General features: G+C 56.3%; 23 protein-coding genes. 11 read left to right on the top strand and 12 right to left on the bottom strand.

All coding sequences use genetic code 11. The features are described 5' to 3' along the window. Positions 1 to 50: 50 nt before the first annotated feature. From ACP7BO_RS03185 to tsaA, 3 genes are all read left to right on the top strand, one after another. Entirely contained in the window at positions 51 to 761 is a 711-nt protein-coding gene (locus ACP7BO_RS03185; RefSeq protein WP_397455909.1) for an rRNA pseudouridine synthase, read from the top strand. A gap of 77 nt (positions 762 to 838) precedes the next feature. Then, positions 839 to 1,300 (top strand): DUF1456 family protein, encoded by a 462-nt coding sequence (locus tag ACP7BO_RS03180; protein WP_003443012.1) that lies wholly within the window; start codon positions 839 to 841, stop codon positions 1,298 to 1,300. A gap of 126 nt (positions 1,301 to 1,426) precedes the next feature. Next, positions 1,427 to 2,122, top strand: a complete 696-nt coding sequence (tsaA, locus tag ACP7BO_RS03175; RefSeq protein WP_073508878.1) for a tRNA (N6-threonylcarbamoyladenosine(37)-N6)-methyltransferase TrmO — start codon at positions 1,427 to 1,429, stop codon at positions 2,120 to 2,122. A gap of 59 nt (positions 2,123 to 2,181) precedes the next feature. On the opposite strand, the gene fpr is transcribed toward tsaA, so the two are convergent. Beyond that, a complete protein-coding gene (gene fpr / locus ACP7BO_RS03170) occupies positions 2,182 to 2,961 on the bottom strand; it encodes a ferredoxin-NADP reductase (protein WP_019827846.1) in 780 nt (259 codons plus the stop codon). A gap of 117 nt (positions 2,962 to 3,078) precedes the next feature. Here fpr and ACP7BO_RS03165 point away from each other — a divergent pair, with 117 nt between their 5' ends. Further along, the gene (locus ACP7BO_RS03165) at positions 3,079 to 4,005 is read left to right on the top strand and encodes a LysR family transcriptional regulator (RefSeq protein ID WP_060690959.1); all 927 of its coding nucleotides are present in this window, start codon (positions 3,079 to 3,081) and stop codon (positions 4,003 to 4,005) included. On the opposite strand, the gene ACP7BO_RS03160 is transcribed toward ACP7BO_RS03165, so the two are convergent. From ACP7BO_RS03160 to ACP7BO_RS03150, 3 genes are all read right to left on the bottom strand, one after another. Continuing rightward, the gene (locus ACP7BO_RS03160) at positions 4,002 to 4,364 is read right to left on the bottom strand and encodes a diacylglycerol kinase (RefSeq protein ID WP_003443016.1); all 363 of its coding nucleotides are present in this window, start codon (positions 4,362 to 4,364) and stop codon (positions 4,002 to 4,004) included. The two genes, ACP7BO_RS03165 and ACP7BO_RS03160, sit on opposite strands and share 4 nt — an antisense overlap. A gap of 75 nt (positions 4,365 to 4,439) precedes the next feature. Next, complete coding sequence (gene erdR / locus ACP7BO_RS03155) at positions 4,440 to 5,090, bottom strand: response regulator transcription factor ErdR (protein WP_060690958.1); 651 nt, start codon at positions 5,088 to 5,090, stop codon at positions 4,440 to 4,442. 295 nt (positions 5,091 to 5,385) lie between these two features. Further along, positions 5,386 to 6,138, bottom strand: a complete 753-nt coding sequence (locus ACP7BO_RS03150; protein WP_426208915.1) for a tRNA-uridine aminocarboxypropyltransferase — start codon at positions 6,136 to 6,138, stop codon at positions 5,386 to 5,388. Positions 6,139 to 6,368: 230 nt separating this feature from the next. Between ACP7BO_RS03150 and ACP7BO_RS03145 the strand changes: the two genes are divergently transcribed. Both ACP7BO_RS03145 and ACP7BO_RS03140 read left to right on the top strand, forming a co-directional pair. Next, a complete protein-coding gene (locus tag ACP7BO_RS03145) occupies positions 6,369 to 6,779 on the top strand; it encodes a PA3611 family quorum-sensing-regulated virulence factor (RefSeq protein ID WP_060690956.1) in 411 nt (136 codons plus the stop codon). A 223-nt stretch (positions 6,780 to 7,002) separates the two neighbouring features. Continuing rightward, entirely contained in the window at positions 7,003 to 8,112 is a 1,110-nt protein-coding gene (locus tag ACP7BO_RS03140; protein WP_426208569.1) for a TIGR00730 family Rossman fold protein, read from the top strand. A 157-nt stretch (positions 8,113 to 8,269) separates the two neighbouring features. On the opposite strand, the gene recX is transcribed toward ACP7BO_RS03140, so the two are convergent. The 5 genes from recX to ACP7BO_RS03115 form a co-directional block, all read right to left on the bottom strand. Then, positions 8,270 to 8,737 carry a recombination regulator RecX gene (recX, locus tag ACP7BO_RS03135; protein WP_397455907.1) on the bottom strand — a complete coding sequence of 156 codons (468 nt, stop codon included), beginning with the start codon at positions 8,735 to 8,737 and terminating at the stop codon, positions 8,270 to 8,272. An 8-nt stretch (positions 8,738 to 8,745) separates the two neighbouring features. Then, positions 8,746 to 9,852 carry a recombinase RecA gene (gene recA / locus ACP7BO_RS03130; RefSeq protein ID WP_060690953.1) on the bottom strand — a complete coding sequence of 369 codons (1,107 nt, stop codon included), beginning with the start codon at positions 9,850 to 9,852 and terminating at the stop codon, positions 8,746 to 8,748. A gap of 83 nt (positions 9,853 to 9,935) precedes the next feature. Then, positions 9,936 to 10,436: a CinA family protein gene (locus ACP7BO_RS03125; RefSeq protein ID WP_397455906.1), complete on the bottom strand. Its 501-nt coding sequence runs from the start codon at positions 10,434 to 10,436 to the stop codon at positions 9,936 to 9,938. A 108-nt stretch (positions 10,437 to 10,544) separates the two neighbouring features. After that, positions 10,545 to 10,889 carry a phage holin family protein gene (locus tag ACP7BO_RS03120; protein WP_397455905.1) on the bottom strand — a complete coding sequence of 115 codons (345 nt, stop codon included), beginning with the start codon at positions 10,887 to 10,889 and terminating at the stop codon, positions 10,545 to 10,547. A 264-nt stretch (positions 10,890 to 11,153) separates the two neighbouring features. Further along, complete coding sequence (locus tag ACP7BO_RS03115) at positions 11,154 to 11,888, bottom strand: LexA family transcriptional regulator (protein ID WP_426208566.1); 735 nt, start codon at positions 11,886 to 11,888, stop codon at positions 11,154 to 11,156. Positions 11,889 to 12,065: 177 nt separating this feature from the next. On the opposite strand from ACP7BO_RS03115, the gene mutS reads away from it, so the two are divergent. Further along, positions 12,066 to 14,645, top strand: a complete 2,580-nt coding sequence (gene mutS, locus ACP7BO_RS03110; protein ID WP_426208564.1) for a DNA mismatch repair protein MutS — start codon at positions 12,066 to 12,068, stop codon at positions 14,643 to 14,645. 142 nt (positions 14,646 to 14,787) lie between these two features. Continuing rightward, positions 14,788 to 15,111, top strand: coding sequence for a ferredoxin FdxA (gene fdxA, locus ACP7BO_RS03105; RefSeq protein ID WP_003443045.1), 324 nt, complete (start codon positions 14,788 to 14,790; stop codon positions 15,109 to 15,111). Between the two features lie 208 nt (positions 15,112 to 15,319). On the opposite strand, the gene ACP7BO_RS03100 is transcribed toward fdxA, so the two are convergent. From ACP7BO_RS03100 to ACP7BO_RS03090, 3 genes are all read right to left on the bottom strand, one after another. Further along, entirely contained in the window at positions 15,320 to 15,949 is a 630-nt protein-coding gene (locus tag ACP7BO_RS03100; RefSeq protein WP_003443048.1) for a CoA transferase subunit B, read from the bottom strand. Positions 15,950 to 15,951: 2 nt separating this feature from the next. Further along, positions 15,952 to 16,650, bottom strand: a complete 699-nt coding sequence (locus ACP7BO_RS03095) for a CoA transferase subunit A (protein WP_060696848.1) — start codon at positions 16,648 to 16,650, stop codon at positions 15,952 to 15,954. Positions 16,651 to 17,068: 418 nt separating this feature from the next. Further along, the gene (locus ACP7BO_RS03090) at positions 17,069 to 17,701 is read right to left on the bottom strand and encodes a TetR family transcriptional regulator (RefSeq protein ID WP_060690947.1); all 633 of its coding nucleotides are present in this window, start codon (positions 17,699 to 17,701) and stop codon (positions 17,069 to 17,071) included. A 265-nt stretch (positions 17,702 to 17,966) separates the two neighbouring features. Between ACP7BO_RS03090 and ACP7BO_RS03085 the strand changes: the two genes are divergently transcribed. The 3 genes from ACP7BO_RS03085 to ACP7BO_RS03075 are packed head-to-tail and all read left to right on the top strand — an operon-like array spanning position 17,967 to position 23,725. Then, on the top strand, positions 17,967 to 19,118 hold the full coding sequence (locus ACP7BO_RS03085; protein ID WP_060690946.1) for an efflux RND transporter periplasmic adaptor subunit: 1,152 nt from the start codon (positions 17,967 to 17,969) through the stop codon (positions 19,116 to 19,118). 3 nt (positions 19,119 to 19,121) lie between these two features. Next, positions 19,122 to 22,277 carry an efflux RND transporter permease subunit gene (locus ACP7BO_RS03080; protein ID WP_060690945.1) on the top strand — a complete coding sequence of 1,052 codons (3,156 nt, stop codon included), beginning with the start codon at positions 19,122 to 19,124 and terminating at the stop codon, positions 22,275 to 22,277. Further along, a complete protein-coding gene (locus ACP7BO_RS03075) occupies positions 22,274 to 23,725 on the top strand; it encodes an AdeC/AdeK/OprM family multidrug efflux complex outer membrane factor (RefSeq protein ID WP_426208560.1) in 1,452 nt (483 codons plus the stop codon). The genes ACP7BO_RS03080 and ACP7BO_RS03075 overlap by 4 nt, the downstream gene beginning before the upstream one ends. Positions 23,726 to 23,830: the final 105 nt, after the last annotated feature.

Below are 23,830 nucleotides of genomic sequence, written 5' to 3'. Positions count from 1 at the left end.
CCGGCGCCAGGCGGGTACAATAGCCGCCCAATTCCTTTACGGCCCCTGTCATGTCTGAACCGATACGTCTCTCCAAACGCCTCATCGAACTCGTCGGCTGCTCCCGCCGTGAGGCCGAACTGTTCATTGAAGGTGGCTGGGTCACGGTAGATGGCGAAGTCATCGACGAGCCGCAATTCAAGGTCGACAACCAGACAGTCGAGCTGGACCCGCAAGCCAAGGCTACGGCACCCGAGCCTGTGACCATTTTGCTGAACGCCCCCGCAGGCCTGGATACTGACAGCGCCATGGCCCTGATCGGGCCCGAAACCCTGAGCGAAGAACACCGCTACGGCAAACGTCCGCTCAAGGGGCACTTTCTGCGCCTCACCGTTGGCAACGAACTGCAGGCCAACGCCAGCGGCTTGCTGGTGTTTACCCAGGACTGGAAAATCGTCCGCAAGCTGACCGCCGATGCCAACAAGATCGAGCAGGAGTACGTGGTCGAAGTCTCTGGCGAAATGGCTCCCCACGGCTTGAACCGCCTCAATCACGGCATGACCTACAAAGGTCGCGAGCTGCCTGCGGTTAAAGCCAGCTGGCAGAGTGAAAACCGCCTACGCTTTGCGATGAAAAACCCTCAGCCAGGCGTTATCGCACTGTTCTGCCAGGCCGTCGGCCTTACCGTCATTTCCATCCGCCGGATTCGCATCGGCGGCGTGTCGATGGGCAAGCTGCCCGTTGGCCAATGGCGCTACATGACGACCAAAGAAAAGTTCTAAACAGCGTACTGCCCCCGAACATTTCGACACCGCAGCAACGCCTGCGGTGCTCACTGCTGAATATCAGGATTGACCACATGATTCATAACGACGTACTGCGCAGCGTGCGCTACATGCTCGACATCAGCGACAACAAAGTCGTTGAAATCATCAAGCTGGGTGGCTTGGACGTCACTAAAGAAGACGTACTGACCTACCTGAAAAAAGACGAAGAAGAAGGTTTTGTGCGCTGCCCGGACGAAGTGATGGCGCATTTCCTTGATGGCCTGGTGATTTTCAAACGTGGCAAGGATGACAGCCGTCCTGCGGTCAAAATTGAAGTGCCGGTGACCAACAACGTCATCCTGAAAAAACTGCGCGTGGCCTTTGAACTCAAAGAAGACGACATGCACGCCATCCTCAAGGCTTCGGAGTTTCCAGTCTCCAAACCTGAGCTGAGCGCTCTGTTCCGCAAGTTCGGCCACACCAACTACCGCACCTGTGGCGACCAGTTGCTGCGCAACTTCCTGAAGGGTCTGACCCTGCGTATTCGCGGCTGATACTCAGCCTTCAGGCGCCATAAATCCTGTAGGAACTGGCTTGCCTGCGATGCAGACAACCCGATTGTTCTGGATAACCGCAGTGATGCGATCGCGAGCAAGCTCGCTCCTACAGAGGCATGACTTTTGACCTACAGCGTCTCCCCGATCGGTTTTGTGCGCTCTTGCTTCAAAGAGAAATTCGCCATTCCGCGCCAGCCTCAACTGGCCCCGGCCGCCCGTGGCGTGCTGGAACTGGTCGCCCCCTTCGATCAAGGCGATGCCGTGCAAGGCCTGGAGCACGTCAGCCATATCTGGCTGCTGTTTGTGTTCCATCAGGCACTTGAAGACAAACCCCGACTCAAAGTGCGTCCGCCACGACTGGGCGGCAACAAGTCGATGGGGGTGTTTGCCACCCGCGCGACCCATCGCCCAAATGGCATTGGCCAGTCCGTGGTGAAACTGGACAGGGTTGAAGCCGGTCGGCTGTTTATCTCGGGAATTGACCTGCTGGACGGGACGCCGATTCTCGACATCAAACCGTACGTGCCTTACGCCGACATCATTGACAGTGCCAGCAACAGCATGGCCAGCGCCGCACCTGTGCTGATTCCCGTGCATTGGGCCGATACAGCCTTGCAGCAGGCACGCGCGCAGGCCCTGCGCCTCCAGGAGCCGCTGGTGGAGCTGATCGAGCAGTGCCTGGCTCAAGACCCGCGCCCGGCCTACCAGACACCTACGGCAGAGCGCGAATATGGCGCACAGTTTTGGGACCTGGACGTACGCTGGCACTACCCCGAGCCCGGCGTCATCCGCGTACTTGAGGTGATTGCAAAGCATTAGCCACAAACAAAAAGTGGGAGCCTGGCAAAGCCAGCTCCCACTTTTTTTATCGGCCGGGCTTACTTCTCGACGAAGGCGCGCTCGATCAGATAGTCACCAGGCTCGCGCATACGAGGCGAAACTTTCAGGCCGAAGCTGTTAAGCACTTCGCTGGTTTCATCGAGCATGCTCGGGCTACCGCACAACATGGCGCGGTCGTCCTGCGGATTGATCGGTGGCAGACCAATGTCGCTGAACAGCTTGCCGCTGCGCATCAGGTCAGTCAGACGGCCTTCATTTTCGAAGGGCTCGCGGGTCACGGTCGGGTAGTAGATCAACTTTTCACGCAGCGCTTCGCCGAAGAACTCGTTCTGCGGCAGGTGCTCGGTGATGAATTCACGATAGGCAACTTCGTTGACGTAACGGACACCGTGGCACAGGATCACTTTTTCGAAACGCTCATAGGTTTCGGGATCCTGGATGACACTCATAAATGGTGCCAGGCCAGTACCAGTGCTCAGCAGATACAAATGCTTGCCCGGCTTCAAATCGTCAAGCACCAGGGTGCCTGTCGGTTTTTTGCTGATGATGATCTCGTCGCCTTCCTTCAAGTGCTGCAACTGGGAAGTCAGCGGGCCATCCGGCACCTTGATGCTGAAGAACTCCAGATGCTCTTCCCAGTTAGGGCTGGCAATCGAATAGGCGCGCATAAGCGGACGGCCATTGGGCTGTTGCAGGCCGATCATCACGAACTGACCGTTCTCAAAGCGCAGACCCGGGTCGCGGGTGCACTTGAAGCTGAACAGGGTGTCGTTCCAGTGATGAACACTGAGGACACGTTCGTGGTTCATGTTGCTCATGTACGGGGCTCCTAAATTCGCCTGCGCTGACTATGGGCGCGATTGCATAACATTCTAATGGCGACGACAATATCTGTTAACTGAATTATTAAGATAAGGGTTATCGGTTATATCGATATGCGATTTACTCTCAGACAACTCCAGGTATTCGTTGCCGTCGCCCAACAAGAGAGCGTGTCTCGCGCTGCCGGCTTGTTGTCCCTTTCACAGTCCGCCGCCAGCACCTCAATCACCGAACTCGAGCGCCAGACCAGCTGCCAGTTGTTCGATCGCGCAGGCAAACGTTTAAGCCTCAACGCGCTGGGCCGCCAACTCCTGCCACAAGCGGTTGCCCTGCTGGATCAAGCCAAGGAAATCGAGGACCTGCTCAACGGCAAGTCCGGGTTTGGCTCATTGACCGTGGGCGCGACCCTGACCATTGGCAATTATCTGGCCACCTTGCTGATCGGCAGCTTCATGCAGGCTCACCCGGAAAGCCAGGTGAAACTGATTGTGCAAAACACTGCGCATATCGTGCAGCAAGTTGCCCACTATGAAATTGATCTGGGTCTGATTGAAGGCGACTGCAGCCACCCCGACATCGAAGTCCAGAGTTGGGTTGAAGATGAACTGGTAGTATTTTGCGCTCCGCAACACCCACTCGCCGCACGCGGCCACGCCACTCTGCAGGAATTGACCCATGAAGCATGGATCTTGCGTGAACAAGGCTCCGGTACCCGCCTGACATTTGATCAGGCCATGCGCCATCACCAAAGCACGCTCAATATCCGTCTCGAACTGGAACATACCGAAGCGATCAAACGCGCCGTGGAGTCAGGCCTGGGGATTGGCTGCATTTCTCGCCTGGCATTGCGCGACGCCTTTCGACGCGGCAGCCTGGTGGCTGTAGAGACCCCCGACCTGGATCTGGCCCGACAGTTCTTCTTTATCTGGCACAAGAAAAAGTATCAGACCTCCGCCATGCGCGAATTTCTGGAACTGTGCCGCGCTTTCACCGCAGGGGTTCAGCGCAGCGACGAGATCGTATTGCCGACAATCGCTTAAAGCAGAATCACTGCCCACACCACAGCAATCATGGTCAGCACCACAAACTGGGCAGCGCTGCCCATATCCTTGGCATTTTTGGACAGTGGATGCAGATCAAGCGAGATGCGGTCGATGGCCGCTTCAATCGCCGAATTCAGCAATTCAACGATCAGTGCCAACAGGCATACCGCGATCAACAATGCGCGCTCAACCCGGCTGACATTCAGAAAGAAGCTCAGCGGGATCAGCACAACATTAAGCAGCACCAACTGCCGAAAAGCCGCTTCGCCGGTGAAGGCTGCGCGCAAACCGTCCAGCGAGTAACCGCCAGCATTCAAAATCCGTTTAAATCCGGTTTTACCTTTAAAAGGCGACATAAAGAGGCTACTGCGCAAAAAATGAGAGGGGCACGCTAGTTCACGCTTTGTAAAAAAAACGTGAAGACTGGCAGGTTAGTGGCTCGAAATTGATTCAAGTTGCTGCAAGAGTAACGCAGCCTGCGTCCGGGTACGAACACCCAGCTTGCGGAAAATAGCCGTTACATGAGCCTTGATGGTCGCTTCGGAAACACTCAACTCATAAGCGATCTGCTTGTTCAGCAGCCCCTCGCAGACCATGGTCAACACCCGGAACTGCTGGGGCGTGAGACTGGCCAGGCCCTCGCTGGCAGCTTTGGCTTCGTCTGATACCTGTACATCTTCAAACGCCTGCGGCGGCCAGCAAACATCGCCATCCAGCACAGCACGTACCGATTTCTGAATGTCTTCCAGCGAGCTGGATTTAGGGATAAAGCCACTGGCTCCGAATTCACGGGAGCGCACCATGATCGAGGCTTCTTCCTGGGCCGAAACCATCACTACAGGGATTTGCGGGTATTGGCCTCGCAGTAATACCAGGCCCGAGAAACCATATGCGCCGGGCATGTTCAGATCGAGCAGTACCAGATCCCAATCAGCCTTTGCTGCCAGCTGTGTTTCTAGCTCAGCAATACTGGCAACCTCAACCAGACGAACATCAGAACCCAGCCCCAGACTCACGGCTTGATGCAAGGCACTGCGAAACAGTGGATGGTCGTCGGCTATCAGGATTTCGTATGTGGCCATTTTTTAAATGATCCTGTTTTTCAGGCGAGCCCTGATGTATTCCAGCACTCGCTAAGGCAATTCGAGCAACAGTGAAAGACTGTGCATCAAAGGTCGCGATTTACGCTAAACGTCGGAAAATATAAGCGCTTTAGCAGCAACTGCAGCCGAATCGGCGCCAAGCATGCCCAGCACGACGAGGGTGGTCAAGTTGAAAACTTGACGCCGCGGTCCAAGTACAGGCCATTACAGCGCCATCACCCAAACCAGGGTGGATGCTCGCCTGTACTTGCGCGAAAATTGTAGCGCTACTTCTTTAGTCTATTGAGCCCGATTCCTGGGAAGGTCTTTTACAGAAAACACCCAGCTCCTGATGCGCCACACTCGATTCATTCATCGGCAGTTGATTTCTGGCATCCAGATAATGCTGGCTGAATACATCGAAGTACGCGTCCAGAGCAGTTGATGCCTGGCTATCGCCTGCAAGGTCAAGGCACAGACTGGCCACTTCGGCGGTACACAAATGTTCACTGCGAGTAGATCTGCGCAAACGGTAGCGTGAGAGTTTTTCCGGTAACAGGCTCAAAATAGGCAAGGCATCGAAGTACGGACTCTTGCGAAATATCTTGCGCGCTTCAGTCCAGGTCGCGTCGAGCAAGATAAACAGCGGGCGCTTGCTACTGTCGATATCTACCGTGTGGGTCACACGTCCTGGCTCGACATATTCTCCGGGGAATACCAGATAGGGCTGCCACTGCGGATCAGACAACAAAGCGAGCAACGCCTCATCGGTCTCGGTTCGCGACCAGATAAAGGCGAAGTTGTCACTCACTACATCAGCGATCAGCCAGCCTGTATTGCTGGGCTTGAACACTTCCTTTTTGGTCATGATCAGGCACACACCCGAGCGCGAGTTGACCCTGGGCCGCCAACTGCACAGGCAATGGCTTTCAATTACACGACAGGTATGGCAGCGCGGTGCTCGTGAGCCCCGCGACAAATAGGGCTTGGTGCTCTCCTCTTCACGCTCGTCTCGCAAACGGGCCACAGCATTAGGGGAGAAGGTCATCTGGGTCATGGTTTTTTACTTAGAGCGCCGACCGCTCATTCGCCATGAACTGGCGCAAAAGCGGATAAACAATAGAAAGGCGCGAAGTCTAACAGAGGCAGAGCGCCGCTACTCGAACCCATGACCTTGAGCATTTCCTGTCTGCTAATGCTGGCCTTATACTTCTGCGCCACTGAACGCACAGATCTATGACGGGTCAAAGCCTGCGTCATGTAAATCAGGAGAGATTCATGTTGCGCACTATCATTCCAGCCGTCGCTCTATTGCTTGCACTGCCACTGGGCGCACAAGCGGCCTCTCTTGCAGAATTTAATTTGAATAAAACCCTGCAGCAGGTTGCTGAAAAAAGTAATGAAGGAAAACCCCGCGCTATCAATGCAGACCTTTTGGACAAAGGCTTTACCGTCGATGGCACCGTACTGATCAACAATCTGGAAGCCAGCCCCACCCTGGCCGCGCAAATGCGCTCTGCCCCTGAAGCCGCAGTGCCGCAATTGGGCCGCAGCGTCTGTAGCAACCCGAACTTCCGGAAACTGATGGCCAAGGGCGCAATCATGCGCTTCGACATCAGAGAATATAAAACCAACAAACCGGTAATGGTCCAGGACATCGGCGCTGACAACTGCCAGCGGAAAAACTGATTCCCTCCTTCATTTGCGTCATCACGCCGTAATCCCATACGGCGTGTGAATCACTCCCTGCTCCTGCCTCTGCGGTTCTCTCCCTGCAACCAATCTTCATGCACATCAGGCAATTAGCTATTGCCAGCCTAGACGTGGCAAGACCATGATCAAGCCATCAAGACAGACACATGGTGTCTGCGTTTTCGGCGCCATTCTGGATGTTGTACACAAGGAGAAGTACATGCCTGATCAATCCAATGACCACCTAGCGCTTCTCGAAAGCCAGGGCCTGGAACTTGCGCGGCAGATCGATGAGCAACTGCAACAGGTTGCTCCCGATAGCTCGAACCGCCCCCTTTATCGCGAGATGATGCTGACCATTTTGCGCATGGCCCACGACGACTTCGATCGCTGGAATGCCAAGATCACGCTGCAAGCCATTCGCGAACTCGAAAAAACCTTCCGGGTTCTGCAGCAGTTCAAGGACCAGCGCAAAGTGACTGTCTTCGGCTCGGCGCGCACCCCGATAGAACATCCACTTTATGCACTGGCCCGGCAGGTGGGGGCAACACTGGCAAAATCTGACTTCATGGTAATTACCGGCGGCGGTGCGGGCATCATGGCTGCAGCCCATGAAGGTGCCGGGCTGGAGCACAGTCTGGGTTTTAATATCACCCTGCCCTTCGAGCAGCGGGCCAACCCGACCATCCACGATTCAAGCCACCTGCTGGCGTTTCACTTCTTCTTTACCCGCAAACTGTTTTTTATCAAAGAAGCCGAAGCGCTGGTCATGTGCCCTGGCGGCTTTGGCACTCTGGATGAAGTGCTGGAAGTACTGACACTGATGCAAACCGGCAAGACCCCTCTGGTACCCGTAGTGTTACTGGACATCCCCGGCGGAACATTCTGGCAAAGCGCACTGGACTTTATTCGCAATCAGCTTGAGGCCCACCAATACATTCTGCCCAATGACCTGAAATTGATGCGCCTGGTCCACACTGCCGAAGAGGCAGTAGCTGAAATCAATCAGTTCTACAGCAACTTCCATTCAAGCCGCTGGTTGACCAAGACTTTTGTGATTCGCATGAAGCGGCCTGTCAGCATCTCGGCACTGCAGCACATACAGCAAACATTTGCCGATATTTGCCTGACCGGCAGCTTCCACCAGCAGGGGTATGAGGGTTTTGAACACGATGACCCCAAGCTCAATCACCTCACGTGCTTGAGCTTTGCGTTTAGTGGTCGCAATCAAGGGCGGTTACGCGAGTTGGTAGACTTTATCAACCTGCCGCAGAACTGGGCTGAAGTCGATGGTACGCGCCGACCAGCACTGAGTGAGCCGGTGACGTAGTGATAGCCGTGAGCGTGTAAACACCACAACCGCGCTGCGGGATCCAAGCTTGCTGGCGATCAGGTCTGAGTATTGGAACTCAAGATCATCGCAAGCAAGCTCGCTCGCTCGCTCCTACTAGCCTGAGTGGGCTGTGATAGAGCAAAACTGATACTGATCAGTCATCAAACTCTCGACCACTAAGCAAGCGCCCGATCATTTCAAGCGGATACCCCCGATAACTCAAGAAACGCCCTTGACGGGCACGCTCTTTAGCATCGAATGGCATCTGGCCGGAAAACTTGCGGCGCCATGTATCTTCCAACTTTTCTTGCCAGTTGAAACCACATTCGCGCAACGCGTCCTCGACATCTCCACGCGGCAAACCGCGCTGGTTTAGCTCTTCGCGAATACGCAAAGGTCCATAACCAGAGCCGGCACGGTAGGAAATATAACTCTCAAGATAGCGCGACTCCGACAACAGCCCCTCTTCCGTTAAACGGTCAAGGGCGATATCGATCATATCGGGGCAAGCACCCCGCTGACGCAGTTTACGCGTCAGCTCGACTCGACCATGCTCACGTCGCGCGAGCAGGTCCATTGCAGTTCGTCGTACAGCGACGAGGTTATCCAGAACAGCCGTCATGGTGTCTATCAGTTATCGCCGTCAGTAGCGTTTTCCATTTCTTCAGCTTCAGCCAGTGCCGCAGCTTCTTTGGCGGCCTTGCTCAGCTTGGGCATGGTCTTCATTTCTGCCAGCTCACTGTCGGTCTTTGGACCCAGCAGTTTTTCACGCAACTGCTTCTCAAGGGCATCCTTGATATCAGGGTTGTCGTCCAGGAACTTGGCGGAGTTGGCCTTGCCCTGACCGATCTTGCTGCCGTTGTAGCTGTACCAGGCGCCAGCTTTTTCGACGAAACCGTGCAGCACGCCCAGGTCGATCATCTCACCATTGAGGTAGATGCCCTTACCGTAAAGAATCTGGAATTCTGCCTGACGGAATGGAGGTGCGACCTTGTTCTTGACCACTTTGACACGGGTTTCGCTACCAACAACCACGTCGCCTTCTTTCACCGCGCCGGTACGGCGGATATCCAGACGAACCGAAGCGTAGAATTTCAGCGCGTTACCACCAGTGGTGGTTTCCGGGCTACCGAACATCACGCCGATTTTCATGCGGATCTGGTTAATGAAGATCACCAGGCAGTTGGCGTTCTTGATGTTACCGGTGATTTTACGCAGCGCTTGGGACATCAGGCGGGCTTGCAGGCCGACGTGCATGTCGCCCATGTCGCCTTCAATTTCAGCTTTTGGTGTCAGTGCAGCAACGGAGTCGATGATGATCACGTCAACCGCATTGGAACGCACCAGCATGTCGGTGATTTCCAGGGCCTGTTCGCCAGTGTCCGGCTGGGATACCAGCAGATCATCGACGTTTACACCCAGTTTGGCGGCGTATTCAGGGTCAAGCGCGTGTTCGGCATCGACGAAGGCGCAAGTTGCACCGGCTTTTTGCGCCTGGGCAATCACGGACAGCGTGAGAGTGGTTTTACCCGAAGACTCCGGACCGTAGATTTCAACAATACGGCCTTTTGGCAAACCGCCAATGCCCAGCGCGATGTCCAGACCCAGCGAGCCGGTAGAGATCGCCGGAACTGCCTGGCGCTCTTGATCGCCCATCAGCATCACGGCGCCCTTGCCGAATTGACGTTCGATCTGACCCAGGGCCGCAGCCAAGGCTTTCTTCTTGTTGTCGTCCATTAAAGTCCTCTCGTAATCAATAAGGCCTGACGGCCGATAACTGTATAAGTAGCCAGTATTATTCCACAGCGATAAACGATCGCCTACCCCTGATTTTTTATTTCTCGTACCGTTCGGCGTATTAGGCCTTCCAGAGCCGCGATCACTGTTTGCCGACGGACTTCATCACGATCACCGGGAAAGTGCCTGCGCTCGGTCGATACCTCGCTGCCAACCCCCCAGGCCAGCCACACGGTGCCAACCGGCTTGTCGACAGAACCGCCCCCCGGCCCGGCCACACCACTTACCGCTACGGCAAACCGGGCAGAACTTTGCGCTTGCGCCCCACGCACCATAGCCTCGACTACCTCGCGGCTGACAGCACCTACCTGGGTAAACAAAGCTGGCGGAACATTTAGCTGTCTGGTTTTTTGCTGATTGGAATACGTGACAAAACCCGCCTCAAACCAGGCGGAACTGCCGGCGATTCGGGTGATGGCTTCGGCAATACCACCGCCGGTACAGGATTCAGCAGTCGTTACTTGAGCGTTCAGAGTCTGTAACTGGTGCCCAAGTTCAGCCGCGAGTTGAGATATTGGGTCCATGGTTCTCTCCCGTTGGAGTCTGTGAGCGCCATAACCTACACGAGCAGACAGGTGTTGCAAGACGACCGATCAGTCGCGACTAACATCCCGCACAAGAAAAGACTTTTCTTACGGCTCTATCCGAGAGTCAGCAGCAGAACCATCGACTCCAAGCCGCTTTGCAGCCCAGCGCTGGTACAGACTGATGGCCGCATCCGCTCCGGCCAAAGCCGTCAGGCAACCAAAAGCCCCCGCCGCCAGAATGGACATGCCTGCCGCGTACAGCAGCATAAAAGTCGAGACCCCGCACACCATGCACGCCCCCGAGCGCAGTGCCAGCCGCCGGACCAGCAACCACCCGCTGGCGCCGTCTTTGTCGGCTCGCCACATTTCACCAAAGACGCCGCCCACCAAGGCGAGAAGGATGACCAGAAAAACCGGCATCTCCAGCAACACTTGCGGTTCATTCATCATGTCATCACTCCTGAATCCTTATTGATAAGCGCCCATTTTTGGCCTGGGCTGTAAAGCGGGCGCTATCGGTAACGTCGCCTCCCTGCGCTTGAGGACCGCCATAAAGCAAAGACTATGCATGTATGGATATACAGTCAATGCATCAATGCATATATTTTTCAGTACTTCTTCACAAGCCTGCGTTCAGGACAAAAGCTGTAGGAACAGTCTGATAAAAAGCAAAAAAAAACCCACTGTTACGTGGGCTGTTTCTGATAATCAGCACTACCGGGCGTACATCCCCCACCAGAACACATGGCCGAGAATCACCAGTTGCTCGTCCTCCAGCTCACTGTAGCCGTAGTCCTCATCCGGGTACTCATCACGATTAAAGCTGCGCAAGCGAATTCCGCCCGCCAAACGATAGAGCTGCTTTACCCGCAGTTGCCCGTTGTGATTGATCGCATATAGGTCACCGTCGATGACCTCCTCGATCGTGCGCTTGCCCGCATTGACGCCAACGGTTGCACCATCGCGCAACACCGGCAGCATACTGTCCCCGCGCACTGTCACGCACTTCGCCTGGTCGAACTCCACACCGTTGTGGCGCAGGCTGCGCTTGCCAAAACGCAGCCTGGCACGCTCGCTCTCCTCAATGGAAAATCGCCCCGTGCCTGCCGCCAGTTCAACCTGACGCAAGAACGCAATGGATACCTCGTCCTCCGCCACAGGGGTGTCGTCATCCCACAGGCAGATATCGTGCAACTCGGGGTGCAGCTGCTCGGGTTCGGTCGGTGAAAGCAGATGGCTATCGTCCCGACCGCGCAACCGGTCTGTGCTGATGTGAAAGTATTCAGCAATTCTGGAGATGTGCCGATCAGAGGGATCGACAATCTTGCCGCTCAAAATTCGCGACAGCGTGGACTGCGGCACACCGGTGCTGCGGTGCAGCGCCATGGCGCTGATCCGGTGATGAACAAGCAGTTCTTTGAGGACAGTTGAAACAGTTCGTTTAGGCATGGCGGGAATAGTGCTGGTGCAGTTTAGAGATGGCAAACGCAATTTCTTCTATTAATAGCAGGCCGGAGCGCCCCTGTAGATACGGGCGGCTGACATGTTAACCTTGCGCCCATTATGAAACCTCAGGCTGCGCGCCTGCCTTTCCCAACTTTTAAAACGAATCCGCCAAAGCCCCTCATGAGTAAAAACACCTCGGACCTCTCCAGCCACACGCCGATGATGCAGCAGTACTGGCGCCTGAAAAACCAGCACCCTGATCAGTTGATGTTCTATCGCATGGGCGACTTCTACGAGATCTTCTATGAAGACGCGAAGAAAGCCGCCAAGTTGCTGGATATCACGCTCACGGCGCGAGGGCAGTCTGCCGGGCAGGCGATCCCGATGTGCGGGATTCCCTATCATGCGGCCGAAGGGTACCTGGCCAAGCTGGTTAAGCTCGGCGAGTCGGTGGTGATTTGCGAGCAGGTTGGCGACCCGGCAACCAGCAAAGGCCCGGTTGACCGTCAGGTAGTGCGCATCATCACACCAGGTACGGTCAGCGATGAGGCGCTGCTGGATGAGCGTCGTGACAATCTGATTGCAGCAGTGCTGGGCGACGAGCGCTTGTTTGGCCTGGCGGTGCTGGACATCACCAGCGGCAATTTCTCGGTGCTGGAAATCAAAGGCTGGGAAAACCTGCTGGCCGAGCTTGAGCGTATAAACCCGGTTGAATTGATGATCCCGGACGACTGGCCACAAGGCCTGCCGGCCGAAAAACGCCGTGGCGTTCGGCGCCGCGCTCCGTGGGACTTTGAACGCGACTCGGCCCTGAAAAGCCTGTGCCAACAGTTCTCGACCCAGGACCTTAAAGGCTTTGGTTGCGAGAACCTGACCCTGGCCATCGGTGCCGCCGGTTGCTTGCTCAGCTACGCCAAGGAAACCCAGCGTACCGCCCTGCCCCATTTACGCAGCCTGCGCCATGAACGCCTAGACGATACCGTGGTGCTTGACGGTGCCAGTCGACGCAACCTGGAGCTGGACACCAACCTGGCCGGTGGCCGCGACAATACGTTGCAGTCGGTAGTAGACCGCTGCCAGACATCAATGGGCAGCCGCTTGCTGACCCGCTGGCTGAACCGTCCGCTGCGCGACTTGCCTGTGCTGCTGGCCCGCCAGTCGTCGATTACCTGCGTACTGGATGGCTACCGGTTCGAAAAACTGCAGCCGCAGCTTAAAGAAATTGGCGATCTGGAACGCATCCTGGCCCGTATCGGCCTGCGCAATGCACGCCCGCGAGATCTGGCGCGATTGCGCGATGCCTTGAGCGCCCTGCCCGAACTGCAAGACGCAATGCTCGGGCTCGAAGCGCCGCATTTGCAGCAACTGGCCATCAGCACCGGTACTTATCCCGAGCTGGCCGCCTTGCTGGAAAAAGCGATTAACGACAACCCGCCTGCGGTGATCCGCGACGGTGGAGTGTTGAAAACCGGTTACGACGCAGAGCTGGACGAGCTGCAATCACTGAGCGAGAACGCCGGACAATTTCTGATTGATCTGGAAGCCCGTGAAAAAGCCCGGACCGGCCTGGCCAATTTGAAGGTCGGTTACAACCGGGTGCATGGCTACTTTATCGAGCTGCCAAGCAAGCAGGCCGAGCAAGCCCCGGCTGATTACATCCGCCGCCAGACATTAAAAGGTGCCGAGCGCTTTATTACCCCGGAACTTAAAGCCTTCGAAGATAAAGCCCTGTCTGCGAAAAGCCGTGCACTGGCCCGCGAGAAAATGCTCTACGAAGCACTGCTCGAAACCCTGATCGGCGAGCTGCCGCCGCTGCAAGACACCGCCGCGGCGCTGGCCGAACTGGATGTACTGAGCAACCTGGCCGAACGCGCGCTGAACCTCGACCTGAACTGCCCGCGCTTTGTCGATGAGCCGTGCATGCGCATCAGCCAGGGGCGTCATCCGGTGGTCGAGCAAGTGTTGACTACACCGTTTGTAGCCAACGACCTGGCACTGGATGACAACACCCGCATGCTGGTTATTACCGGTCCTAACATGGGCGGTAAATCTACTTACATGCGCCAGACCGCACTGATCGTCTTACTGGCACACATCGGCAGTTTCGTACCTGCTGCCAGTTGCGAGCTGTCGCTGGTGGACCGGATCTTCACCCGGATCGGCTCCAGCGATGACCTGGCGGGCGGGCGTTCGACCTTCATGGTTGAAATGAGTGAAACCGCCAACATCTTGCATAACGCCACCGAACGCAGCCTGGTGCTGATGGATGAAGTGGGACGCGGCACCAGTACTTTCGACGGTCTTTCTCTGGCCTGGGCTGCGGCAGAACGTCTCGCCCAGTTGCGCGCGTACACCTTGTTTGCCACTCACTATTTCGAGCTGACCGTATTGCCCGAAAATGAGCCGCTGGTGGCTAACGTGCACTTGAGCGCAACCGAGCACAATGAGCGAATCGTGTTCCTGCATCACGTCCTGCCAGGTCCGGCGAGCCAGAGCTATGGCCTGGCGGTAGCCCAGCTGGCCGGCGTGCCCCCTCAGGTAATCACACGTGCCCGCGAGCACTTGAGCCGTCTGGAGACAACCAGCCTGCCCCATGAAGCGCCCCGTCCGACGCCCGGTAAAAAATCGCCGCCACAGCAAAGCGACATGTTTGCCAGCCTGCCTCATCCGGTGCTGGACGACCTATCCAAACTCGATCTGGACAACATGACGCCGCGTAAAGCACTTGATTTGCTCTACACATTAAAAACACGCATCTAACGCTGATGCTTTCAAGCTGATAGAATCGCGCGCGGTTCGGGATGCTACTGGCCTTTTAGCCTGGTCTGTAGATATCACTCCCGAACCCGGCGAACCCGTCCTGGAAGGGCTTCGCTGCCGCCGCCTGAGGAGAAAATTAGAAATGACCTTCGTCGTCACCGACAACTGCATCAAGTGCAAGTACACCGACTGCGTAGAAGTCTGTCCGGTGGACTGCTTTTACGAAGGCCCGAACTTCCTGGTGATTCACCCGGATGAGTGCATCGACTGCGCGCTTTGTGAGCCTGAATGCCCGGCGCAAGCCATCTTCTCTGAAGATGAAGTGCCAGCGGACATGCAAGAGTTCATTCAGTTGAATGTTGAGCTGGCTGAAATCTGGCCAAACATCACTGAGAAGAAAGACGCTCTGCCGGACGCGGAAGAGTTTGATGGTGTGAAAGGCAAGATCAAAGATCTGGAACGCTGATTCACGCTGCAGCAAAAAGCCCCGTCTCCTGCGAGCCGGGGCTTTTTTGTGTTTTGGGCGACAGGCCTGATCCATCGCGTCGCCTGTATCGCTGGCAAGCCGGCCCCCACAGGGAATGAGTGAGGTATCAGTGCGTATGTGCAGGACAGCTACAGTGTGGGAGCAGGCTTGCTGGCGATACGGCCGCAACCCACCCTCAGATAGCTGGTTAGCCGTTAATTGCGCAGCCGGTCGCCTCTTTGAGTTGTTCCAGCGTGACGCCTGAAGCCAGTTCAACCAGCTTTAGCCCTTGATCGGTGACATCGAGCACGGCCAGATCGGTAATGATCCGGTCAACCACGCCCACGCCTGTGAGCGGCAGATCGCACTGTTTGAGCAACTTGTGAGTCCCGCCCTTGGCGGTGTGCTCCATCAGCACCACCACACGTTTGACTCCAGCGACCAGGTCCATGGCACCGCCCATGCCTTTCACCATCTTGCCCGGGATCATCCAGTTAGCCAGATCGCCCTTCTCGGAGACCTGCATCGCTCCCAGAATCGACAAGTTGATGTGCCCGCCGCGGATCATCGCGAACGAGTCGGCGCTATTGAAAAAACTGCTGCCGGGCAAGGTGGTAATGGTTTGTTTGCCAGCGTTGATCAGGTCCGCATCCACTTCGTCTTCGCCAGGAAAAGGGCCAATACCCAACAGGCCGTTTTCACTTTGCAGCCAGACGTCCATACCTTCGGGGATATAGTTGGCTACCAAAGTCGGCAAACCGATACCAAGATTGACGTAAAAACCGTCCTGCAATTCTTGGGCGGCGCGATGCGCCATTTCTTCACGAGTCCAGGCCATGTTCAGGCGCTCCGCACAGTGCGTTGTTCGATGCGTTTTTCCGGGGTGGCGTTAAGTACCAGACGCTGTACGTAAATCCCGGGCAAATGAACCTGATCAGGTTCGATCTCGCCTATTTCGACGATTTCTTCTACTTCAACCACGCAGACCTTGGCCGCCATTGCTGCCAGTGGGTTGAAATTGCGCGCGGTTTTATTGAATAACAGATTGCCGGACTTATCGGCCTTCCAGGCTTTAACCAGGGCTACGTCGGCGCGTAATGAACGCTCCATCACATACCATTCGCCATCGAACTCACGTGTTTCCTTGCCTTCTGCCACCAGGGTGCCGTAACCGGTCTTGGTGTAAAACGCTGGAATCCCCGCGCCGCCTGCACGCAGTTTTTCTGCCAGCGTCCCCTGGGGCGTAAACTCCAGCTCAAGCTCGCCGGCCAGGTACTGGCGTTCAAACTCTTTGTTCTCGCCAACATAAGAAGAAATCATTTTTCGGATCTGACGAGTCGTCAATAGTTGACCAAGCCCGAACCCGTCCACGCCTGCATTGTTGCTGATCACCGTCAGCTCGCGTTTGCCCGTGTCACGCAAGGCCGCGATCAGGGCCTCGGGGATACCGCACAACCCAAAACCACCCACGGCCAGGGTCATGCCGTCTTCGACCAGCCCCTGCAAAGCGGATTCAGCACTCGAGTAAATCTTGTTCACATTTTGCTCCTCGAATTTGCCACGACGTACACAGCCCGGTCGCAGCGGGTTTGCTTGAGTCAGAGCGCGCAAACATGCTGACAGACGCCCGCTCTGCGATGTTGGCTGCTCAAGCCTGAAGCCTGAGCGTTGCCCGAGTGTAGGGGATGCTGGAACGCGAACTCTAGGGATGAGTGATACATCCGCAGAAATAATTACAGGCAGCACCTGCCTTGAAATAAATGACAGGCAGCTTATTAGCCGACATAAAGCAGTATCGCCAGCGTGCTTAACAATTGGCCTACAAAATACTTAGCTCGCTACCTTTAAAGCCTCGCCCTAGACGTATATAAAGGCTTCTCGAAGGCCCACGCACAGCTGAGGTGAATCTTCCCTCGCCTTATCGTTCGATGCGACTAGACTCATCACGAATTTGCCCTTAGTTGCGTAAACCCGGGCTCAGACTCAGCATCTCGATACCGATGTCGACCCAGGACTCAGCCTCCTTGTGAAGCTCGAAACTGTCGGGAACCAGCAGCCATTGACCGAGAATACCGTCGATATAGGCATGCAGACAGATAGCTGCACGGCGGGCATCAAGGTTTTTCGGGAGTTGCTCGCGATGAATGGCATTACTCAGGGCGAGCTCGATTCGACTGTTACAATCGACGCTCGCCACCTGGCGTTGACGACGCAAATCACACATCTCGTCAGTGAACTCGCATTTATGAAACAAAATCTCATTGATACGCCGGGTTTTTGGATCGATGGCAACTTGGCGAAACAAATGAATCAACAGCTTGCGCGTGCACCCGAGCGGATCAAGTTCGTCCTGGCTTTCACTGGCTTTGGCCAGCTCCTCCAGAGGTTCATGCAAGCTGTCCAGCATGGCCTGTACCAGCTCGGCCTTGTTGCTGAAATGCCAGTAAATCGCGCCCCGGGTCACGCCCGCCAGCGCTGCAATATCAGCCAGCGTAGTGCGCGCAACGCCCCGTTCATAAAAGGCCTGCTCGGCAGCTTCAAGGATATTGCTCCGGGTTTCCTGAGCTTCTTCTTTGGTACGACGCACCATGGCAATACAAACCTCAATCAGGAGGGTCCGGACAATTGCGGTCACTCGTCCAAACCGATATCGGGTGGCGTTTGTTCTGCCTTATCCCGGACTACTTCATACGTAGAAAAGGGCTTTGCGACGCCTGTTGCGACACGCCCCTGCTATTTACAAACATACACGAATGTAAGTATATTCCTTAGCAAGCTACTTATCCACCCGGAACAGCTTTCTTTACCCTTCCACTATTCTTGTGCGCTTTCGCGTGCCTGACCCGAGGATTTTCATGCAATTCAAGCCAGCTGTTACCGCTCTGGTTGCTGCCATCGCCCTAGCTTCGCTGCTCAGCGGATGTAAAAAGGAAGAGGCGGCACCTGCCCCGCAAATCCCTCAGGTCGGCGTCGTGACGCTGAAAACCCAACCCTTTACCTTAACCACTGACCTGCCAGGCCGCACCACGTCCTATCGCTCGGCAGAAGTTCGCCCACAGGTGAACGGAATCATTCTCAAGCGCCTGTTCAAAGAAGGCAGCGACGTTAAAGTCGGCCAGCAGTTGTATCAGATCGACCCTTCGATCTACGAAAGCAACGTACTGAGCGCCAAGGCCACGTTGCAGTCAGCAAAATCACTGGCTGACCGCTACAAGCAACTGGTCGCAGAGCAAGCCGTAAGCCGTCAGGAATACGACAACGCCGAGTCCGCCCGCCTCGAAGCTGAAGCAACCTTGAATACCGCTCAGGTCAACCTGCGCTACACCAAGGTCCTGGCGCCTCTGACCGGCCGAATCGGTCGCTCGCTGTTTACTGAAGGAGCACTGGTAACCAGTGGCCAGGCTGACGCTTTGGCCGTAATCACCCAACTGGACCCGATCTATGTTGACGTGACTCAGTCCTCGGTCGAAATGCTCGAGCTGCGCCGTGATCTGGCCAGTGGCCGCTTGAAGAAGGCCGGTGAAAATGCCGCCAAGGTCAAGCTGACACTTCCGGACGGCAGTGAATACCAGCAAGAAGGTCGTCTTGAATTCACCGAAGTATCGGTCGATGAGACCACCGGTTCCGTGACCCTGCGCGCCGTGTTCCCGAACCCTGATGACACTCTGTTGCCGGGCATGTTTGTGCACGCGCAACTGGAAGCCGGTATCAACAGCGATGCAATTCTGGCCCCTCAAATCGGCGTGACCCACAACCTCAAGGGTCAACCGACGGCTTTGATCGTTGGACCGGACAACAAAGTGGAACTGCGAGTGCTGCAAGCTTCCCGCACCGTGGGCAGTGACTGGCTGGTAGAAAAAGGCCTGAACGCAGGTGATCGCCTGATCGTCGACGGGCTGCAATTCATCAAGCCTGGTGCTGAAGTGAAAATCATGGAAAAACCACAAGGCGAAACCCCGGCATCTGCCCCGGCAACAGAAAAAGCTGCAGGCAGTAAAGGGGAGTAAACCATGTCGAAATTTTTTATCGACCGTCCGATTTTCGCTTGGGTAATTGCCTTGGTGATCATGCTGGTCGGGGCTCTATCGATCCTCAAACTACCGATCAACCAATACCCGAGCATCGCGCCTCCGGCCATTTCGATCTCTGTGACCTACCCGGGCGCTTCGGCGCAAACCGTGCAGGACACCGTGGTTCAGGTGATCGAGCAGCAACTCAACGGGATTGACCACCTGCGTTATGTAGCTTCGGAAAGTAACTCCGACGGCAGCATGACCATCACGGCCACGTTCGAGCAAGGCACCGACCCTGACACCGCTCAGGTTCAGGTACAGAACAAGCTCAACCTGGCAACGCCACTGCTGCCTCAAGAAGTACAGCAGCAAGGCATCCGTGTAACCAAGGCAGTGAAAAACTTCCTGATGGTAATCGGCGTGGTGTCTGAAGACGGCAGCATGAACAAGGACGATTTGTCGAACTACATCGTCTCCAACATGCAGGACCCGATCTCCCGTACCGAAGGTGTGGGCGACTTCCAGGTGTTCGGTGCCCAGTACGCCATGCGTATCTGGCTGGACCCGGCCAAGCTGAACAAATACAACCTGACTCCGGTGGACGTTAAAGCGGCCATCAGCGCGCAGAACGTACAGGTGTCCTCCGGGCAACTGGGCGGCCTGCCTGCCGTCAAGGGTCAGGAGCTGAACGCTACCATCATCGGTAAAACCCGTCTGCAGAACGCCGAGCAGTTCAAAAAGATCTTGCTCAAGGTCAACACCGACGGCTCTCAGGTACGCCTGAGCGATGTAGCCGAAGTCGCCCTGGGTGGCGAGAACTACAGCATCAGCGCCCAGTACAACGGCAAACCGTCCTCGGGTCTGGCGATCAAGCTGGCACCGGGCTCAAACGCTCTGGATACAGCCAAGGCTCTGCACGCCACCATCAGCGACCTGGAGCCCTTCTTTCCGCCGGGCATGAAAGTCGTTTACCCGTATGACACCACTCCGGTGGTTTCCGCATCGATCGAAGGGGTTCTCGAAACTCTGGTCGAAGCTGTCGTACTGGTGTTCCTGGTGATGTTCCTGTTCCTGCAAAACTTCCGCGCCACCATCATCACCACGATGACCGTGCCGGTGGTATTGCTCGGTACTTTCGGGATTCTGGCCGCTGCAGGCTTCAGCATTAACACCCTGACCATGTTCGGCATGGTGCTGGCCATCGGGTTGCTGGTGGACGATGCGATTGTGGTGGTGGAAAACGTCGAGAGGGTCATGACCGAAGAAGGTCTGCCCCCCAAGGAAGCCACCAAAAAGTCCATGGAGCAGATCCAGGGTGCTCTGGTCGGTATCGCCCTGGTGCTGTCGGCGGTACTGCTGCCAATGGCTTTCTTCAGCGGTTCTACCGGCGTGATTTACAAACAGTTCTCGATCACCATTGTTTCGGCGATGGCCCTGTCGGTACTGGTTGCCTTGATCTTCACCCCGGCCTTGTGCGCCACCATGCTCAAGCCAGTGAAAAAGGGTGATCACGGCGAGAACAAGCGCGGGTTCTTCGGCTGGTTCAACCGCACGTTCGACAGTGGCGTCAAACGCTATGAAAAAGGTGTCGGCAGCATCCTGCGCCACAAAGCGCCGTACCTGCTGGCCTACGTACTGATCGTAGTCGGGATGGTGTTCCTGTTTACCCGTATTCCTACCTCCTTCCTCCCGGAAGAAGATCAGGGCGTACTGTTTGCACAGGTACAAACCCCGGCAGGCACCACCGCTGAACGCACTCAGCAAGTGATCGACAGGATGCGCGAGTACCTGTTGACCGATGAGTCGGCGGCCGTGTCTTCGGTGTTTACCGTAAACGGCTTTAACTTCGCCGGTCGTGGTCAGAGTTCCGGTCTGGCGTTCATCATGCTTAAGCCCTGGGGCGAGCGTGATGCCGACAACAGCGTATTTGCGCTGGCAGCACGGGCTCAAAAGCACTTCTCGACCTTCCGCGATGCCATGGTTTTTGCTTTCGCTCCGCCGGCAGTAATGGAGCTGGGTAACGCCACCGGTTTTGACGTTTACCTGCAAGACCGCTCCGGTATCGGTCACGACAAGCTGATGGAGGCCCGTAACCAGTTCCTGGGCATGGCTTCGCAAAGCAAGATACTGGCAGGCGTGCGTCCAAACGGCTTGAACGATGAGCCGCAGTATCAGCTGGAAATTGACGATGAAGCAGTTCGCACGCTCGGCGTAGACCTGTCGGACGTCAACAACACCCTGTCCATCGGACTGGGCGCAAGCTACGTCAACGACTTCATCGACCACGGTCGGGTGAAGAAGGTTTATCTGCAAGGTGAGGCTGACTCGCGGATGAACCCTGAAGACTTGAAGAAGTGGTACGTACGCAACGCCCAGGGAACCATGGTGCCGTTCTCGGCATTCGCCAAAGGCAAATGGATCTATGGTCCGCCCAAGCTGTCGCGTTACAACGGCGTAGAAGCGATGGAAATACTCGGTGCTCCGGCCCCTGGCTACAGTAGCGGTCAAGCCATGGCCGAAGTCGAAGCCCTGGCCAAGAAGCTGCCGCCCGGTGTAGGTATTTCCTGGACGGGTCTGTCTTACGAGGAACGTCTGTCGGGTTCGCAAGCACCTGCCTTGTACGCAATTTCCTTGCTGATGGTATTCCTGTGCCTTGCAGCCCTGTATGAAAGCTGGTCGATCCCGATTGCGGTCATGCTGGTTGTTCCGTTGGGGATTATCGGTGCGCTTATGGCTACCAGTCTGCGGGGGTTGTCCAACGACGTGTACTTCCAGGTAGGCTTGCTAACGACCATCGGTCTGGCATCGAAAAACGCCATTCTGATCGTCGAGTTTGCCAAGGAACTGCATGAACAGGGACGAACGCTGACCGAGGCCGCCATTGAGGCCTGCCGCATGCGTCTGCGTCCGATCATCATGACCTCGCTGGCGTTTGTCCTGGGTGTGATTCCGCTGGCCATCTCCACGGGCGCAGGCTCGGGCAGTCAGCACGCTATTGGTACAGGCGTAATCGGTGGCATGATCACCGCCACGGTACTGGCCGTGTTCTGGGTGCCGCTGTTCTTTGTCGCCGTATCGTCCTTTGGCAACAAGAAAGATTCCGAGAAGAAAGTGGACCTGACTAAAACTCCAAACAACGAGGCTGGCCAATGAGCAAGTCCCTTCTAGCCCTCGCTGTCGCTGCATTTACCCTGGGCGGGTGCTCGCTGATCCCGGACTACCAGCGCCCTGAGGCGCCGGTAGCAGCGCAATACCCGCAGGGCCCGGCCTACTCGCCAAACGAGGCGGCCAATCAGGCCGCTGCAGAACAAGGCTGGCGTCAGTTTTTCCATGACCCGGCCCTGCAGCAACTGATTCAAACGGCGTTGATCAACAACCGCGACCTTCGGGTCGCTGCGCTGAACATCGACGCGTATGCCGCGCAGTACCGTATCCAGCGTGCCGACCTGTTCCCGGCGGTGACCGCCAATGGCAGCGGCAGCCGTCAACGTACCCCGGCGCGCATGTCGCAAACCGGTGAATCGGGCATCACCAGCCAATACTCGGCGACCCTTGGGGTCAGCGCGTACGAACTGGACCTGTTTGGCCGGGTGCGCAGCCTGAGCGATCAGGCACTGCAGAACTACTTTGCAACCGAAGAAGCCCGACGCACTACCCAGATCAGTCTGGTGGCCAGTGTCGCCAATGCCTACTTGACCTGGCAGGCTGACAAAGAGCTGCTGAAGCTGACCGAAGACACCCTCAAAGCGTTCGATCAGAGCTACAAGCTCACCTTGCGCAGCAATGAAGTCGGGGTCGCCTCGGCACTGGATGTCAGTCAGTCGCGCACCTCGGTCGAGAATGCCCGGGTGCAACTGGCGCGCTACACCCGCCAGGTCGCTCAGGATCAGAACAGCCTCGCACTGCTGCTCGGCACTACCATCCCGGACAACTTGCCAGCCAGCCAGCCACTGGCAGCTGATCTGTTGACCGAAGTGCCGGCCGGCCTGCCATCCGACCTGCTGCAGCGTCGTCCGGACATCCTCGAAGCCGAACACAAGCTGTTGGCCGCCAACGCCAACATCGGCGCGGCGCGGGCAGCGTTCTTCCCGAGCATCAGCCTCACGGCCAATGCCGGGACCTTGAGCCCTGACCTGTCGGGTCTGTTCAAAGGCGGTTCGGGTACTTGGCTGTTCTCGCCGCAAATCAACCTGCCGATCTTTAACGCAGGGTCTTTGCGCGCCAGCCTGGACTACTCGAAAATCCAGAAAGAAATTACCGTTTCCCAGTACGAAAAAACTATCCAGACAGCATTCCAGGAAGTCTCTGACGGCCTGGCAGCGCGTCAGACCTACAACCAGCAGTTGCAGGCACAAACCGACTTCGTGAACGCCAACCAGGATTACTACCGGTTAGCAGAACGCCGTTATCGGATTGGCATCGACAGCAACCTGACCTTCCTCGATGCCCAGCGCTCATTGTTCAGCGCGCAGCAATCGTTGATCACCGACCGCCTGTCACAGCTGACCAGTGAAGTCACGCTGTACAAGGCGCTGGGTGGCGGCTGGTTTGAACAGACCGGGCAAAACCGGCCTGTTTCGGATCAGCCACCAAAGGCCTGATGCACCCTGGTTAAACAACAAACCCGCCTTTTGGCGGGTTTGTTGTTTCAGAGCAGCGCTGACCCTGTAGGAGCGAGCTTGCTCGCGAGCTGTTAAAAGCTCGCT

Origin of the sequence: Pseudomonas sp. TWR2-1-1, assembly GCF_049897045.1 — a bacterium.
Lineage (GTDB): Bacteria > Pseudomonadota > Gammaproteobacteria > Pseudomonadales > Pseudomonadaceae > Aquipseudomonas > Aquipseudomonas versuta.
Note: the sequence above shows the minus strand (reverse complement) of the source record. Positions and strands in the feature narration are given on the sequence as shown.